The 15,505-nt window shown below is 41.9% G+C and carries 12 protein-coding genes; 7 read left to right on the top strand and 5 right to left on the bottom strand.

Features of this window, described 5'->3' with window-relative positions; all coding sequences use genetic code 11:
- Positions 1-28 precede the first annotated feature (28 nt).
- From D7322_RS08215 to D7322_RS08205, 3 genes are all read left to right on the top strand, one after another.
- Positions 29-4,372, top strand: coding sequence for a CusA/CzcA family heavy metal efflux RND transporter (locus D7322_RS08215; RefSeq protein WP_121123089.1), 4,344 nt, complete (start codon positions 29-31; stop codon positions 4,370-4,372).
- A 2-nt stretch (positions 4,373-4,374) separates the two neighbouring features.
- Complete coding sequence (locus D7322_RS08210; RefSeq protein ID WP_121123087.1) at positions 4,375-5,523, top strand: efflux RND transporter periplasmic adaptor subunit; 1,149 nt, start codon at positions 4,375-4,377, stop codon at positions 5,521-5,523.
- Positions 5,524-5,616: 93 nt separating this feature from the next.
- On the top strand, positions 5,617-6,399 hold the full coding sequence (locus D7322_RS08205; protein WP_121123085.1) for a phosphatase PAP2 family protein: 783 nt from the start codon (positions 5,617-5,619) through the stop codon (positions 6,397-6,399).
- Between the two features lie 108 nt (positions 6,400-6,507).
- On the opposite strand, the gene D7322_RS08200 is transcribed toward D7322_RS08205, so the two are convergent.
- The 4 genes from D7322_RS08200 to D7322_RS08185 form a co-directional block, all read right to left on the bottom strand.
- The gene (locus D7322_RS08200; RefSeq protein ID WP_121123084.1) at positions 6,508-7,245 is read right to left on the bottom strand and encodes a sulfite exporter TauE/SafE family protein; all 738 of its coding nucleotides are present in this window, start codon (positions 7,243-7,245) and stop codon (positions 6,508-6,510) included.
- A 54-nt stretch (positions 7,246-7,299) separates the two neighbouring features.
- Positions 7,300-8,670 (bottom strand): MBL fold metallo-hydrolase RNA specificity domain-containing protein, encoded by a 1,371-nt coding sequence (locus D7322_RS08195; protein WP_121123082.1) that lies wholly within the window; start codon positions 8,668-8,670, stop codon positions 7,300-7,302.
- A 512-nt stretch (positions 8,671-9,182) separates the two neighbouring features.
- Positions 9,183-9,686 carry a L,D-transpeptidase family protein gene (locus D7322_RS08190; RefSeq protein WP_121123080.1) on the bottom strand — a complete coding sequence of 168 codons (504 nt, stop codon included), beginning with the start codon at positions 9,684-9,686 and terminating at the stop codon, positions 9,183-9,185.
- Positions 9,655-11,055 (bottom strand): L,D-transpeptidase family protein, encoded by a 1,401-nt coding sequence (locus tag D7322_RS08185; RefSeq protein ID WP_121123078.1) that lies wholly within the window; start codon positions 11,053-11,055, stop codon positions 9,655-9,657. The genes D7322_RS08190 and D7322_RS08185 overlap by 32 nt, the downstream gene beginning before the upstream one ends.
- A gap of 560 nt (positions 11,056-11,615) precedes the next feature.
- On the opposite strand from D7322_RS08185, the gene D7322_RS08180 reads away from it, so the two are divergent.
- The 4 genes from D7322_RS08180 to D7322_RS08165 all read left to right on the top strand — a co-directional run bounded on the left by D7322_RS08180 (position 11,616) and on the right by D7322_RS08165 (position 15,011).
- Positions 11,616-11,840, top strand: coding sequence for a hypothetical protein (locus tag D7322_RS08180; RefSeq protein ID WP_121123075.1), 225 nt, complete (start codon positions 11,616-11,618; stop codon positions 11,838-11,840).
- Positions 11,841-11,952: 112 nt separating this feature from the next.
- Positions 11,953-13,368: an aldehyde dehydrogenase family protein gene (locus D7322_RS08175; RefSeq protein ID WP_121123501.1), complete on the top strand. Its 1,416-nt coding sequence runs from the start codon at positions 11,953-11,955 to the stop codon at positions 13,366-13,368.
- A 5-nt stretch (positions 13,369-13,373) separates the two neighbouring features.
- Complete coding sequence (locus D7322_RS08170; protein ID WP_121123073.1) at positions 13,374-14,198, top strand: helix-turn-helix domain-containing protein; 825 nt, start codon at positions 13,374-13,376, stop codon at positions 14,196-14,198.
- 15 nt (positions 14,199-14,213) lie between these two features.
- Positions 14,214-15,011 carry an SDR family NAD(P)-dependent oxidoreductase gene (locus D7322_RS08165; protein ID WP_121123071.1) on the top strand — a complete coding sequence of 266 codons (798 nt, stop codon included), beginning with the start codon at positions 14,214-14,216 and terminating at the stop codon, positions 15,009-15,011.
- A gap of 75 nt (positions 15,012-15,086) precedes the next feature.
- Here D7322_RS08165 and D7322_RS08160 read toward each other — a convergent pair whose 3' ends face one another.
- Positions 15,087-15,446 carry a winged helix-turn-helix transcriptional regulator gene (locus D7322_RS08160; RefSeq protein ID WP_121123069.1) on the bottom strand — a complete coding sequence of 120 codons (360 nt, stop codon included), beginning with the start codon at positions 15,444-15,446 and terminating at the stop codon, positions 15,087-15,089.
- Positions 15,447-15,505: the final 59 nt, after the last annotated feature.

Here is a 15,505-nt window from a genome sequence, read left to right as displayed (position 1 = left end):
ACTTACGATTTAACAGAATCTATTTGATATGCTTACAAAAATCATTGAGTTCTCTGTAAAGAACAAACTCATTGTCGTGCTATTGATGTTGGCTTTAATCGGTATAGGCGCTTATCAGGTAACAAAATTGCCTATTGATGCCGTACCCGATATTACCAACAATCAAGTGCAGGTCATTACCATTGCTCCTTCTTTTGGAGCTACAGATATTGAAAGGTTGGTTACCTTTCCGATCGAACAGGCCAACAGTAATATTTCTGGATTACAGGAAATACGGAGCTTTTCGCGATTTGGCTTATCCCTGGTAACCATTGTTTTTGATGATAATATTGACATCTATTGGGCGCGGCAGCAAGTAGCCGAACGTCTCCAACAGATACAACAGGAAATCCCACAAGGTATAGGGTCGCCTCAACTAGGCCCCATTTCCACAGGTCTTGGAGAAATTTACCAATATGTCGTTCGTCCGCAACAGGGATACGAGCGTACATATAATGTCACTGAGCTCCGTACTATCCAGGACTGGATTATCAGACGGCAGCTGCTGGGTGTTAAGGGTGTGGCCGAGGTCAGCAGTTTTGGCGGCAAACTCAAACAATATGAGATCGCTGTAAATCCCGACAGGCTAAATGCGTATGGGATTACCATTAACGACGTCTTTGATGCCCTCAACACCAACAATCAGAATACTGGTGGCGCTTACATCGAAAAAGGCCCCACAGTCCTCTACATCCGAAGTGAAGGATTGGTTGGCACGATTGAAGACATTCAGAATATTGCGATTACAGGGAATCGAAATGACTTACCGATTTTCATTCGGGATGTAGCCGATGTACGTCCTGGTTTTGCAACGCGATACGGTGCCATGACCTACAATGACAATGGAGAGGTGGCTGGAGCCGTCGTCATGATGCTTAAAGGAGCCAACAGTAGCCAAGTGATTGCGGACGTCAAGGCCAAGGTAGCGGAAATCCGAAAAACCCTGCCCAAAGGTGTCATCATTGAGCCCTTTCTAGACCGTACCAAAATGGTCAATAATGCCATCAGCACGGTGCGGACAAATCTCTTGGAAGGCGCACTGATTGTCGTTTTTGTGCTGGTTCTCTTTCTGGGTAATATACGAGCCGGATTGCTCGTGGCCTCGGTCATTCCTCTGGCCATGCTCTTTGCAATCTGCATGATGAACCTTTTTGGGGTAAGTGGTAACCTGATGAGTCTTGGTGCACTCGATTTCGGATTAATCATTGATGGCGCAGTCATTATTGTTGAATCCGTCATGCATCAGCTTATTCAACAGCAACGATTCAAAGCCCTACTCAAAGTACCTGCTTCTGAAATGGACGATTTGGTAACAGCATCAGCGGGTCGCATGATGAACAGCGCTGTCTTTGGACAGATCATTATCCTGATCGTTTACCTCCCCATCTTAACGCTACAGGGAATCGAAGGTAAAATGTTCAAACCTATGGCTGAAACGGTTGCCTTTGCTTTACTAGGTGCATTTCTTCTATCGCTCACCTATATACCGATGATGAGTTCAATTTTACTACGTATAAGAAATAGTAAACCTTCACTCTCGGACAAGCTGATGAAAAGACTGGAAAAGTTTTACCTGCACATACTACTCAAAGTACTGCGGATTCCAAAGACAATTTTTACACTGGTTATTTTACTTTTTTTAGGAGCTGTAGTGATACTCAGCCAGCTAGGTGGGGAATTTATTCCTTCACTGGAGGAAGGTGATTTTGCGGTAGATACCCGTGTCCTCCCAGGAAGTAATCTGACCACGACCATTGAAAGCACACAGAAAGCTGCGCATATTTTAAAGAGCAGATTTCCTGAAGTAGAAAAAGTAGTCACCAAAATTGGCAGTGGTGAGGTGCCGACCGATCCTATGCCGATGGAGGCCTCGGATATGATGGTTATTTTAAAAGACAAAAAGCAATGGACTTCGGCGCGTACATTTCCTGAACTTGCTACAAAAATGAGCGAAGCATTAGCCGATGTTCCCGGCATTACGGCCGGATTTCAATATCCTGTACAAATGCGGTTCAATGAGCTGATGACGGGGGCACGTCAGGATGTTGTCCTCAAAATATTTGGAGATAATCTGGATTCCCTTACCTTACATGCTCAAAAAATAGGTAAAATTATCGAACAGGTCGAGGGAACCCAAGATCTCTACATCGAACCGATTGCTGGGCTTCCTCAGGTTGTCATATCTTATAATCGCCCTATCATTGCACAACATCATCTCTCGATTGATGAAATAAACAGAACAATCAATGCTGCTTTTGCCGGGCAGCGAACGGGCTTGGTGTTCGAGGGTGAGAAACGCTTCGACATGGTTGTACGGCTAGCTGCCAGAGACCGAAATAATATTACTGATATCCGTAACCTTTTGATCCCTACTCCTATGGGCAACCAAATTCCACTGTCCCAGTTGGCCCGTGTAGAGATTGTACAGGGCCCTAATCAGATCCAACGGGAAAATGCGCAACGGCGGATTGTCGTAGGATTTAATATCAACGGGCGGGATGTACAAGGTATCGTTCATGACCTACAAGCTAAGATTGATAAGGAAATCAAACTTCCAACAGGATACTCCATTAAATATGGTGGTTCTTTTGAAAACCTCAACAACGCCAAGCAGCGCCTCTTGATTGCAGTGCCTATTGCGTTAGCGCTAATTTTCATACTCTTATTCCTTGCTTTTAAATCTGTTAGGGAAAGTTTATTGATCTATAGCGCCATACCATTATCGATTATCGGTGGAGTGTTCTTATTGGCGCTGCGGGGAATGCCTTTTAGTATTAGTGCCGGAGTTGGATTTATAGCGCTATTTGGTGTCGCGGTGCTCAATGGTATCGTATTGATATCTGAATTTAACCGGCTTCAAAAAAGTGGCATCCGTAATATTGTGCGTATTGTTGTCGATGGTGGTGAAAATCGGTTGCGCCCCGTTTTGATGACCGCATCGGTGGCCTCACTGGGATTTATCCCTATGGCGCTAAGCAACGGGGCTGGAGCTGAAGTACAGCGCCCTTTGGCAACTGTGGTCATCGGTGGTCTGCTTATTGCGACGCTATTAACCTTATTTGTGCTTCCGCTCCTTTACGTAACCATGGAGCGCGGATTTAAACCTCATAAATTAAAAAGAAAGCATGTTGTGCCTCTTTTGATTGCTCTTGTTGTTTTTGCAACAAAAAATTCGACAGCACAGACCAAGATCACTTTGGATCAATCCATTGAACTCGCGCTCCAAAACAACCGAAACATAAAAATTGAAAAACTGCGTGTAGCTTATGCCAAAGCTCTAATAAAGACATCCACTGCTGATATTCCGCAGACGGATATCAGCCTAGATTACGGGCAGATCAATAGCGCTTATCAGGATACAAAGGTTAGTATCAGTCAACGCTTTGGTTTTCCTACCGTCTACAGAAGACAACGTATGCGCTATACCGAAGAATGGAAAAAAAGTCAGCTGAATGTCACCCTCAAAGAGTTTGAGCTGAAAAAGGCTGTTAGCCTTACCTACTATAACATACTATATTGGCAGCAAAAGGAAAAACTTTTGAGCGAGGCATTATCCCTTTATAGCAGCTTCCTTGACAAAACAGTTCTCCGTAAGAAGGCAGGAGAAAGCAATGTGCTGGAAAGCTCAACTGCGGCAAATCAAAAGGCCGCAATCACAATCCAATTGAGACAGGTAGCTGATGAAATAAATGTCCTTAAACTGCAATTCCAATGGTTGCTAAATACATCACAAGCCTACACCCCTACCATTGTGGAAAAGGCTACTTTCGTTCAGTCATCGGTGGCCGACCACCCTTTACTCAAAGTGCTGCAACAAGAAAAGATAGTCGCAGCGCATACAACTGCAATGGAAAAATCCCGACTACTCCCCCAACTGTTGCTAGGCTACAATTTGAATAGTTTTAAAGGTGCGGGGCCTGATAACAGAATCTACGACGCGAGTCCAAGATTTCATTCGGTGCAGTTAGGGCTCTCCATACCGGTATTTTCCAGCGGACAGCGTGCTCGGATCGAAACTGCACGTCTGGCAGAAACCATTGCAAGCGATGAACTTCAAAATGCACAATCTGCGCTTGAAAGACGGTCCCAAGAATTCGCCCAACGCTATCAGACCAGTCTCGCTATTGTCGATCAATATGAATCCGAGGAACTCAAAAATGCAGCAATAGTTTTTGAAACAGCGCAGAAGCAATTTTCCAATGGAGCCATTGACTATCTCGAATTTGTCACTTTAATAAACCAGGCAATCGCGCTGAAAAGTAGCTATACAGATGCATTGTGGCAGCTCAATGAAAATGCCATTCAGCTTCATTACATCATGATAAATCAATAGAAATGAAAACGAAAAATATGATAGTCCAATATATCTTTCTTATGTTGGCAACAACTGGCATCTCTTGCCAGGGCAATAAAGGCGAGGCTTCACCGTCATCAGCAAAGCCGAAAGACGAAACTCTTGTTTCCTTAACGGAAGCGCAACTACAAAATGCCCAAATAGAGACGGTAACGCTTTCGGACCAGCCGATAGCCAGCATATTAAAACTGAATGGAAAAATTGATGTACCGCCTCAGAATCTGGTGTCTGTAAGTATTCCTTTGGGGGGATACTTAAAGAGTACCAGCCTGCTGCCAGGCATGAAAGTATCAAAAGGTGATATTATTGCCATCGTCGAAAATCCACAGTTTATCCAACTGCAGCAAGACTATCTTGCCGCCCAGTCGAAACTACAATTTGCCCAGCTCGACTACACACGTCAAAAAGAACTCAACCAGAGTCAGGCAAGCAGTGATAAAGTAATGCAACAAGCACAGGCCGAAATGAACAGCCAGCAAATAACTATGAATGCAATCGCCAAACAATTAGAACTCGTTCATATTCAACCCAGTACCATTGCTGCCGGGAATATCCGTAAAAGTGCTCCCGTATACAGCACGATCGATGGCTATGTAAGTAAAGTCAATGTCAATATCGGAAAATATGTAAATCCTTCGGATGTCCTCTTTGAATTGATCAACCCAACGGACATCCACCTAAATCTGAAAGTCTATGAAAAGGATCTTGAACAGCTCCATCCAGGACAAACGTTATTAGCTTACTCCAATGCTAATCCCAATAAAAAGTACTCGGGAAAAATTCATTTGATCGGCAAGGATGTCGATCCCACAGGTATGACAGCTGTCCATTGCCATTTGGATAAATATGATCCGGATCTGGTACCTGGGGTATATATGAATGCTGAAATCCAAACAAAAACCACGTTAGCACAGGCCCTGCCGGAAGAATGTATTATAGACTTTGAAGGAAAAAGTTATGTATTCGTCTCGGAAGGAAACAGAAATTATCGCCTGGCAGCAATATCCGTTGAGGAACCCCAAAAAGGGCTGGCAAAGGTGTTGAACCATCGAGATTTCGTAGGTAAAAAAATCGTTAATAAGAATGCCTACACCTTGTTAATGCAGTTAAAAAACAGCGGGGAAGATTAAATAAAATCGCTATGAAAACATTATTAAACACGTCGCTACCGATACTTTTTTTTATAATAAAATATTATTCTCTTAAATCTTGGATTCAATTACATGAAAGTCGCAATCTTAATCACAATCGTATGTTCACTTTTCGGGAATTTAGCGTTTGGAATGTTTATTGGCACTAGTCTGGATACGCTGGTTGGAAACGAGTCGGCCCACGTCGATTCTTCGGACAATATGTATAAGCCAAGCTACAAAAGGACAATTATACCATCCATATGCATTGGATATGGTATTCTTAGCCTTACCAACCCGGGAATAAAAGAGATCAACAGTTCAACCCGTTTTGAGATCGGAGAGCACAGTCCATCGCATATTAAAGTTGATAATTACACGCAATTTATACCCGGAGCTTTAGTCTATGGTTTAAATGAAATTGGTATAAAAGGAAAGCATGATTTTAAAGATCGTAGTATAATTCTGGCCACTTCTTTGCTTCTTTCCACAGCTATCGTTACGCCTACCAAACACCTCGTACACGAAAAACGACCCGATGGTTCAAACAGCTTATCTTTTCCTTCTGGTCATACAGCTACAGCCTTTGCAACAGCCCATTTTATGTTCCGCGAATATCGCGGACATAATTTGTGGCTTAGTTTCCTCGGTTACCCCTTTGCGATATTTACCGGAACATATAGAACATTCAATGATAAGCATTGGGTCGGCGACGTGGTCGCAGGAGCAGGCATAGGAATATTGTCCACCGAATTCGCATATTGGTCATTTCCAAAAATTTCAAAACTGTTCGGGAACAAACAGGATAATAAAATGATCTATATTCCGTATTACCAGTCAAATCAGCTTGGATTCAATTGTATTCTTAAATTTTAAAAATGAAGCAGTTTGGCTAAAATCTTAATTTCAAAATAAGGGTGTCTTAATTGACACCCATCCTAATCGTTCTGTTCAGAAAGTTAAAGGCGCCAATGGCTTTTCTATTTATGATCTACCCGTATAGATATACTTATAAAGCTGGAATGCGGCAGTAATCAATATAACGATCAGAATAATATATCTAAATGTTTTTTCCGATGTTCTTTGTAATATCAACTTCCCAAGATAACTACCCAAAACGCTTACACCGATCAAAAACGGGATGTAAAATAGGTGTTTACTGGTAAAATAACTATTGCTTATATAGACAATTGCCCGGCTCAGATCGACCCCCAGATCAATCAGAGCGGAAGTAGCGATAAAAACATCTTTTGGTAATTGGAAAGCTGCTAATGTAATACCACGAATCGCTCCGCCGGTACCTGCTATGCCAGCAATAAACCCGGAAGTGATGCCTCCAATATATAGATTTGAATTGGATGGTTTAACAGGCCTGCCTGATTTAAACATTAAAAATAAAGCCAGAAAAACCAAGATGATATTCATCCCCAACTCAATTTGCTGAACCGGTAAAAACTTGGTGGTGATGGCGCCCAATATGACAAATATAACGGCGGGAATACCCAGCTTGATCGCAATATCCAAACGGATCCCCTTTTTGAACAATGCAATTTTAGACAGATTACTAAAAACATGAAATACCGCAGTAATTCCCAATACTGTTTTAAAATCAAAGAATAGAGCGGCGATTGGAACGAATAATATGGATGAACCAAATCCAGAGACTGTCCCTAATACTTCAGCGATTAACGCTACGATGAAGAAAATTAGATATCTTTCCATAAATGATTATACCTGGACACTGGGATGCACCACTTGATGCAAAGAATATTTAGGCTATGAAAAGGCAACCTGTTCATCTTTGACTAATATTTTAACAGGGATGTTTAAATCTGTCTGGATCTTTACACGTAGTGCCTCCAATGCTGAAGGTTCACCATGTACGAGCATGATTTGCTTAGGAGTGATTATATATTTGCCAATCCATTCCATTAACCCGGACTGATCGGCATGTGCCGATAATCCGGTCAATTCTACAATATTAGCCCTTACAGGATAATACGAACCGTGGATCTTCAATTCATGCGATTGATTTAACAATGCCCTGCCACGTGTGCCTTCCGCCTGGAAACCTACAACTAAGATTGTATTCCGACTGCTCCCTAGGTCGTGCTTCAAATACTCAAGAACACGACCGCCGGTCACCATGCCACTACCAGCAATTATAATTTTACTTTTTTTATCACGAATGATTTCCTGCGTATTGATATAATCTCTGTTAATATCAACACCAGAGACAATCGCAGACCATTCTCTTTTGTCCACGGTAGTATATTCAGCATAATCAACCATTATGGCTGTCGCTGAAGCAGCCATTGGGCTATCCAATATAACCGGTAGATCATGCGGAATTCTTTTCTGCTTCTTTAATTGATGAATTATATAAAGAAGCTCCTGGGCTCGGCCTACTGCGAAACTTGGAATGATAATATTCCCTTGATTTTCAACCGTCAGGTTGATCCAATGTTGCAAACTATCATACACATTTGTATTATCATGTAACCGGTCTCCATAAGTTGACTCCATGACTAAATAATCGGCTTTGGTAAAAAAGTCGTTAATAGGTAAAACCTCACTATGCCTCCTTCCGATATCTCCTGAAAATACGATGATTTTATCAAAGCATGTGACGGCTACTGAACAGGCGCCGATGATATGGCCGCAGGGTTTAAACTCACATTGAATGTGATCGCTCAAGTTTATAGCGTTGTTTTCCTGGACGGTATAAAAATAGTTAAAAGATCGCTCTGCATCATCCCTCGTGTACAGTGGCTTCGCAGGATGATGTTTGGAATAAAGATGGTAATTTGCTTTTCTTGCATCTTCTTCTTGTATTTTGGCGCTATCGAGCAAGATCAATTTTGTCAGTTCAGCGGTAGGCTCCGTCATATAGATTTTTCCTCTAAATCCGTTTTTTACGAGCAAGGGAATATAGCCGCAATGATCCAGATGAGCATGCGTAAGAATAACTAGATCAATCTCTTCGACAGAAATAGCTAAGGGTTCCCAATTTTTTTCACGCAGGGTTTTTATACCTTGGAACAAACCACAATCGACCAATATAGTGAGTTCGGGGGGGGTTAATAGGTGTTTAGAGCCAGTGACTGTTCCCGCGCCGCCAAGGGATTTTAAAAAAATAGTTTCCATCGTTTTTTAGTTTAAAGGCCAGTATTATGGAAATCTGTAAAGTTTAGTTACCGTATTTTGATTTCTTTTTACTTGCTAATTGTCCAATGTGTTTTTTTAATGGTTATATGAAGCAGTCCATCTTTATAATTGGCCTTTATCTGATTCAAGTGCCAGAGCCTTAATTTTATAAACACCATTCTTTTCAATAATATTGATTGTTGGTTCCATTTTGTCCAATTGAATAGACGATTCATCCTTAGTCCAAAAGTTTTTCTATTGTCGATCCAAGTGAAGATTGCTTGGCCTTACTGTTTGTTTCTGCGGTTTTCATAATAAATTAATTTAATGGTTTTATTTCTAAAATTAGGTTTATCCATACTATTAAATCATGATTCCTGCGATATTTAATAATGATACTGGTCACTTTCATTACAGATAGTAAGCCAATTTCGCATATGCGGTTCTTATTCATGTCCTGTAGGAAATGGGAAGATATTATAAACTTCTGGTGTAAACGTAAATTTGCTATATTATGGAGTAGTGGCAGTCCGCATATCATGATGTAACATTTCCACTAAAGATTTGTCTAACTGGTAGATATCATCGTATATAATTGGCTTGCCATTTTTTATCAGCACAGTCAAATAAGTGATAATAATAGGTACAGGTTGCTTCAGAATAAAATCTCTCTTACAGTACGCCTTCACTGCCTCTTCCAGAACCGCGATTTTTTCATTTGAATCATCAAATGCCAAAAGCTGAGTCGCCAGTAACTTGGGATTTTGAACCCTTATACAGCCATGACTAAGTGCTCTGTTTTCTCGATTGAAGTACTGCTTTTGTGGAGTATCATGCAGGTATACACCATGTGAATTCTGAAACCGAAAGACGATTGCACCCAAGGCATTGTGACCACCGGAGGATTGCCGCACGCTATACTTTCGTGGATTTTTGTTTATTTCTTGTAATGTCGATGAATTCACGATAATTTTCCCCCCTGTTTCATCGTAGATCGAATAATGTCCGCATATCATGATGTAACATTTCCACTAAAGATTTGTCTAACTGGTAGATATCATCGTATATAATTGGCTTGCCATTTTTTATCAGCACAGTCAAATAAGTGATAATAATAGGTACAGGTTGCTTCAGAATAAAATCTCTCTTACAGTACGCCTTCACTGCCTCTTCCAGAACCGCGATTTTTTCATTTGAATCATCAAATGCCAAAAGCTGAGTCGCCAGTAACTTGGGATTTTGAACCCTTATACAGCCATGACTAAGTGCTCTGTTTTCTCGATTGAAGTACTGCTTTTGTGGAGTATCATGCAGGTATACACCATGTGAATTCTGAAACCGAAAGACGATTGCACCCAAGGCATTGTGACCACCGGAGGATTGCCGCACGCTATACTTTCGTGGATTTTTGTTTATTTCTTGTAATGTCGATGAATTCACGATAATTTCCCCCCCTGTTTCATCGTAGATCGAATAATGGTTATCTTCTAGATACCCGCTGTTTTCTAAAATTTCAGGCAAAATTTCATTCCGAAATATACTTTGAGGAACTCTCCAATCGGGAGCTGTGGAAAAATAATCTATTTCGCTCTCCAAAACAGGTGTTGCTGTTTTTGGTTTCCCAACAACGACTTTAAATTCTGACACATTACCCTGATGATGAAACGCTAAAGTATAGGATGGGATATTTATCCAAACATAATCTGAGCTTTGGGTATTTATCCACCTTAAACGTTCCATATTTATTAGAATTTTTGCCATTTCAGCGGATGTCGTATCGGGATTACCTACCGCATAAAATTGATCCAAATAGTTCTGCAAATCCTGATACGCTTTGAGTTTAGGCTGAGCCTCACATACTGCTTTGGAAAAATCTAACTGACGACGAGCATTAGATAACGCTTTGTCCGCACAAAAACCGTTAATACTAATACTATCAATATAGGAACGATCATATAATGGATTATATTTACCAAAATGAATATTATTGATAAAGGTAATGAGACCATCGGTCATCAATATATCGAAAATGGCTTTCCGCTCTTCGTGTTTCTCAGAAAAGAAACCGCCCAATTGGTTTAATCCCTCAAATGTGAGGTTCTTAGAATAGTAATCTGAGGATAATAATCCAAAGCGATTAGCGTGTGTTAGAAGCGCTAAAGCCGTTTCAGCCTGATCTATGTTTTGTTTATCATTTAACCAAAGAAAATTATAACTATTTGTGGCATAGCATCGACTGACTGATTTTGGATAATTTAAGTTAGCCAAATAGAGACTGTCTTTCAATAATAATGTGATCTTGTTAGCTGTCTTTGTATCCTGCCCATGGACAACAATGTGCATTATGCCGAAAAAAATCATCGTAAAATTCAGAAACGCTTTCATAACCTTGAATTTTAATATACTAAAATTACAAATCATTGGGCTTAGAAATCCTGACGTTGATCACTAAAAAAAATGATCGTTTATCCCTGAGTTGCCTGATCTTACGTCTCCTGAAGAATTCGTTTAACAAACGATGAGAAGATCTCTCAGCTAGAAGATCAGCATCAGGCGGATCTATTGCTTCCAACGTATTTACGATACCGTCAAATTGTCTGCAGTTCATTAATCTCGGTAACGAAGAAAAGACTGTCTCCTTTGCTGAAACGTCGGAATCATTTTCCGATCTTCATAAAATTACTTATATTGAATCTGAAATAAACACGATCCATACTCAACCAACTTTCTATGGGCACCATATTTGACAATGAAAGACTCTATCTTTATCAAGGTAAGTTAAAAGAACATTTCAAAGCTCTTTATATGCTGTTTTTACCGCATGGCGACCGTTTTTTCAGTTTGATAAACCTCTTCCCTCCTACCAAGGCAAGGGAATCGGGCGATTAAGAAATTAGAAATGTGAAAAATCGTTATTATCCAACAGAAGTTTTAGTGAAGAAGTTATGAAAAAAGCATTAACTACAGTAGGTGGAGGCATAGGCTTATTATTTTCAATTTTGGATTCAGTAGTAAGTTATTCTGATACTGCTCCTATAGATGAATATGGAATCAGCATTATTTCTTGGCAATTCTTTATCAAAAAGATATTAGTATATATCCTGATAGGAGGCGGATTGGGATGGTTGATAGGTTTTATTGTTGATAAATTAAAAAGAAATAAAAATTGATCCAATCAACAAAGTAATCTGGGCTTTCTAACAAACCTTCAAAGACGGTAGCGAAGTAATTTTGTGTTAATAAATAACGATGCTCTTGAGCGAAGTGTTAAAAGACAGCAAAATGAAAATAATCAACCAGCATTATGTCGATGGTCAATTTCGGCCTTCGACAGGAACCGAGAAGATGGATATCATTAATCCTTCGGATGAAAGCCTCATCGGCCAAGTGGTATTGGGCAATGAGCAGGATATGGAGGCTGCAATAGCTGCTGCATCAGCAGCGTTACCTTCTTTTTCTCAAACAAGCAGAGAACAGCGCATGGATTACCTACAGCAATTACACGATGCGCTGATGGAGTGCCTCGATGCCCTGCAGGAAGTAACCACAACAGAGTACGGTGCAACGGCACAACGGTCGCGCTGGTCGAACCAGTATGCCGCAGAGACATTCCTTTACTTTAAGGAAATCCTTAGGGATTTTTCTTTCGAACGCCGCATAGGTCAGTCGGCAATGGCAATGGTGCCGGTTGGTGTAACCGGGATCATGACGGCCTGGAATGCCAATTCAGGTTCCATATGTGTGAAGCTGGCAGCGGCGATTGCAGCTGGCTGTACCGTAGTGATCAAGCCCAGTGAAATGAGTGCGATGCAATCTCAGGTTCTGGCCGAGTGCTTCGACCGGGCAGGACTTCCAGCCGGCGTAATCAATATGGTGCATGGACGCGGAGATATTTTGGGAACGGTATTGTCTACCCATCCCGCAGTAACCAAAATTCTGTTCACAGGTTCTACAATGGTCGGCAAGATCATTGCCCGTAATGCAGTGGACACGATGAAGCGGGTCACGCTGGAACTCAGCGGAAAATCACCCAACATCATTCTTGATGATGCGGATCTCAATACTGCAATACCAATGGCGGTAAATGCGGCCTTTATGAACAGTGGTCAGGCCTGTATTGCTGGCACACGACTGCTGGTGCCCGAAGCTGTCCTGCCAGAGGTTAAAGCTATCTTGCTGAAAACGATAGCTACACAAAAAGTGGGTGATCCAAGAGATGAGCAGACGGTCATCGGGCCAATGGCCAGTCAGAAACAATATGACCGGATACAGCATTACATCAGGCTGGGTATCGACGAGGGCGCGGAACTTTTAGCTGGAGGTCTGGGCAAACCGGATGGATTACAAGACGGATTTTACGTCAAACCCACTATATTTACAGGTGTAAGTAATGAAATGACGATTGCCCGGGAAGAAATTTTCGGGCCTGTATTATCCGTTATCACTTACAAAACTGAAGAAGAAGCTATTGCCATCGCCAATGATACTATATATGGACTGCATGCTTATGTAAGCAGTTCAGACATGGAGCGGGCGCAGGGAGTGGCTGCACAGCTCAATGCAGGCAGGATCGCGATCAATACGATCGCTCACGATGCGCTGGCACCATTCGGCGGATTTAAACAATCGGGCCTGGGCAGAGAAGGAGGTTTATATGGCCTCGAAGAACAATTAGAACCAAAAGTAATCATAAGCTAATCGCCATGGAATGCAAAAATGATATTTCTGAAAAAGCAAAAGATGCTGCCACAGGCCCTAAAATAATGCTCAATTCGTATTCAGGCAATACGATCGAGGGTGAAGCTTTTGTAGCAGATCATATCTTCAGTTATATTCTCCAAGGTAAACAGGATGTCTGGCTGGCTGATCAAAAGCATTCTTATCATGAAGGAGACTTCCGCTTTTTCCGACGCAACCAGCTGACCAAATACGTGAAAAGTACTACCGACGGAAGTTTCAGGTCTATCGCAGTGCATATCGATCAATGCACCTTAAAGGAAATGAGCGAGCAGTACGGGCTGAAAGCCGATAGCATAATTAATCCCCATACAGCACTGCTGATACAGTCGGGCACATTACTGCAAGGTTTTGTAGATTCTTTAGTTCCTTACCTGCAACAGCAAATGGATGAGCGCATTGTTGCGCTAAAAGCCAGAGAGCTTGTTTTGCTGCTTATCCAGCTTAATCCTGTATTTAAAAATGTTTTGTTTGATTTTAATGTACCGGGTAAGATAGATCTTGAAGCTTTTATGAACAGCCACTACCGCTACAATGTACCTATGGAACGTTTTGCTTTTCTTACGGGCCGCAGCCTCTCGGGGTTTAAACGCGATTTTGAAAAGCAGTTTCATACCAGTCCGGGCAGATGGCTGTTGCGGAAGCGTCTGGATACAGCCCGTTTTCTGATCGAACAGCAAAAAGAGAAACCATCCGAGGTGTACCTGGATCTGGGGTTTGAGGATCTCTCCCATTTTTCCTTTGCCTACAAAAAGGAATTTGGTTATGCGCCAAATAAAAAACATTCATAACAAAAATCATTTAAAATGGACATACAATTAAAGGGTAAACGTGCCCTGGTAACCGGATCTAGTTCCGGGTTGGGCGAAGCTATTGCCAAAATGCTCGCAAGTGAAGGCGCCATGGTAATTATACATGGGCGTAACCTTGAACGTGCCGAAGCTGTAGCTGCGGAGATTAACGCTTCCGGCGGATCAGCAGCAGTAGCTATCGGAGACCTTAAGACAGATGAAGGTGCCGATGCCGTAGCTGCAGCAGCACTCTCATGTGGACCGGTGGATATACTGGTTAATAATGCCGGAGTTACTTCACATAAAGCGTGGGGCGAAGCTAGTACGCAGGACTGGCTTGAGCTGTACGATACCAACGTGGTTTCTTATGTACGTATGATACAACGCATCGTTCCAAAGATGAAAGAGCTTGGCTGGGGCAGAGTGATACACATCGGTGGTGGTCTGGCCATACAGCCCATAAAGGAACAGCCGCATTATAATGCTACTCTTGCCGCGCGGCATAATATGTCCGCTTCGCTGGCGAGGCAGCTTAAAGATACGGGGATCACTTCTAATATCGTATCACCCGGAGCCATCATTAATCCCATGGTGGAACAATGGCTCGAGCAGGCAGCTCCTAAATTTGGCTGGGGAAAGGATATGGAAGAGATCAAGTACAAAGCGGTTCAGGAGCTTATTCCTAACGATACCGGCAGGTTCGGTACACCTGAGGAAATTGCGGGGGCCGTGGTCTACCTCTGTAGTCGTTTTGCAGACTATATAAGTGGCGCTGTGCTACGGGTCGATGGCGGTACGATCCGTAGTCTGTAAAATCAGAGGACATCGTGAAACAGCGGTCAATTGACCGCTGTTTTTATATAAATTCAGTTTAATATTTCATTCCACTTATCCCGGAATTCTTTTTAAGATTACTCTTCTCAGTCGATCTTGGTGTTGATCACCCCAGTGTCCCAAGGCAGAAATCACCGGAATCAAGCTCTTCCCAAAATCCGTGAGCGAATATTCTACTTTTGGTGGCACCACAGGATATATTTTCTTCATGACAAGCTCATGATCCTCCAGTTCCTTCAGTTGAATGTTCAGTACCCGTCGAGAGGCATCCGGTATTTTACGCTGCAATTCACTGGGCCTTTTGTGCCCTTGTTCAATAAACCAGAGCAAGCGTATTTTCCATTTCCCATAAAGCACTTCGCCTATCAAGTCGAGGCCGCAGTTCAGGTTCGGAATTATTTTTCTCTCATACATATTTCAAAGTTAAAGGTATGTTCCGATTTGTACAATAGGGGAAAAATTTATCCCTATAT

Source organism: Sphingobacterium puteale (assembly GCF_003627955.1).
In the GTDB taxonomy this organism is placed as follows: domain Bacteria; phylum Bacteroidota; class Bacteroidia; order Sphingobacteriales; family Sphingobacteriaceae; genus Sphingobacterium; species Sphingobacterium puteale.
Note: the sequence above shows the minus strand (reverse complement) of the source record. Positions and strands in the feature narration are given on the sequence as shown.

Coding starts and splice junctions, on each gene's coding strand:
- D7322_RS08180 (WP_121123075.1), top strand. CDS start 11,616: ATGAAAAAAGCATTAACTACAGTAGGTGGAGGCATAGGCTTATTATTT.
- D7322_RS08160 (WP_121123069.1), bottom strand. CDS start 15,446: ATGTATGAGAGAAAAATAATTCCGAACCTGAACTGCGGCCTCGACTTG.
- D7322_RS08205 (WP_121123085.1), top strand. CDS start 5,617: ATGAAAGTCGCAATCTTAATCACAATCGTATGTTCACTTTTCGGGAAT.
- D7322_RS08200 (WP_121123084.1), bottom strand. CDS start 7,245: ATGGAAAGATATCTAATTTTCTTCATCGTAGCGTTAATCGCTGAAGTA.
- D7322_RS08185 (WP_121123078.1), bottom strand. CDS start 11,055: ATGAAAGCGTTTCTGAATTTTACGATGATTTTTTTCGGCATAATGCAC.
- D7322_RS08165 (WP_121123071.1), top strand. CDS start 14,214: ATGGACATACAATTAAAGGGTAAACGTGCCCTGGTAACCGGATCTAGT.
- D7322_RS08210 (WP_121123087.1), top strand. CDS start 4,375: ATGAAAACGAAAAATATGATAGTCCAATATATCTTTCTTATGTTGGCA.
- D7322_RS08215 (WP_121123089.1), top strand. CDS start 29: ATGCTTACAAAAATCATTGAGTTCTCTGTAAAGAACAAACTCATTGTC.
- D7322_RS08170 (WP_121123073.1), top strand. CDS start 13,374: ATGGAATGCAAAAATGATATTTCTGAAAAAGCAAAAGATGCTGCCACA.
- D7322_RS08195 (WP_121123082.1), bottom strand. CDS start 8,670: ATGGAAACTATTTTTTTAAAATCCCTTGGCGGCGCGGGAACAGTCACT.
- D7322_RS08190 (WP_121123080.1), bottom strand. CDS start 9,686: ATGATATGCGGACATTATTCGATCTACGATGAAACAGGGGGGAAAATT.
- D7322_RS08175 (WP_121123501.1), top strand. CDS start 11,953: ATGAAAATAATCAACCAGCATTATGTCGATGGTCAATTTCGGCCTTCG.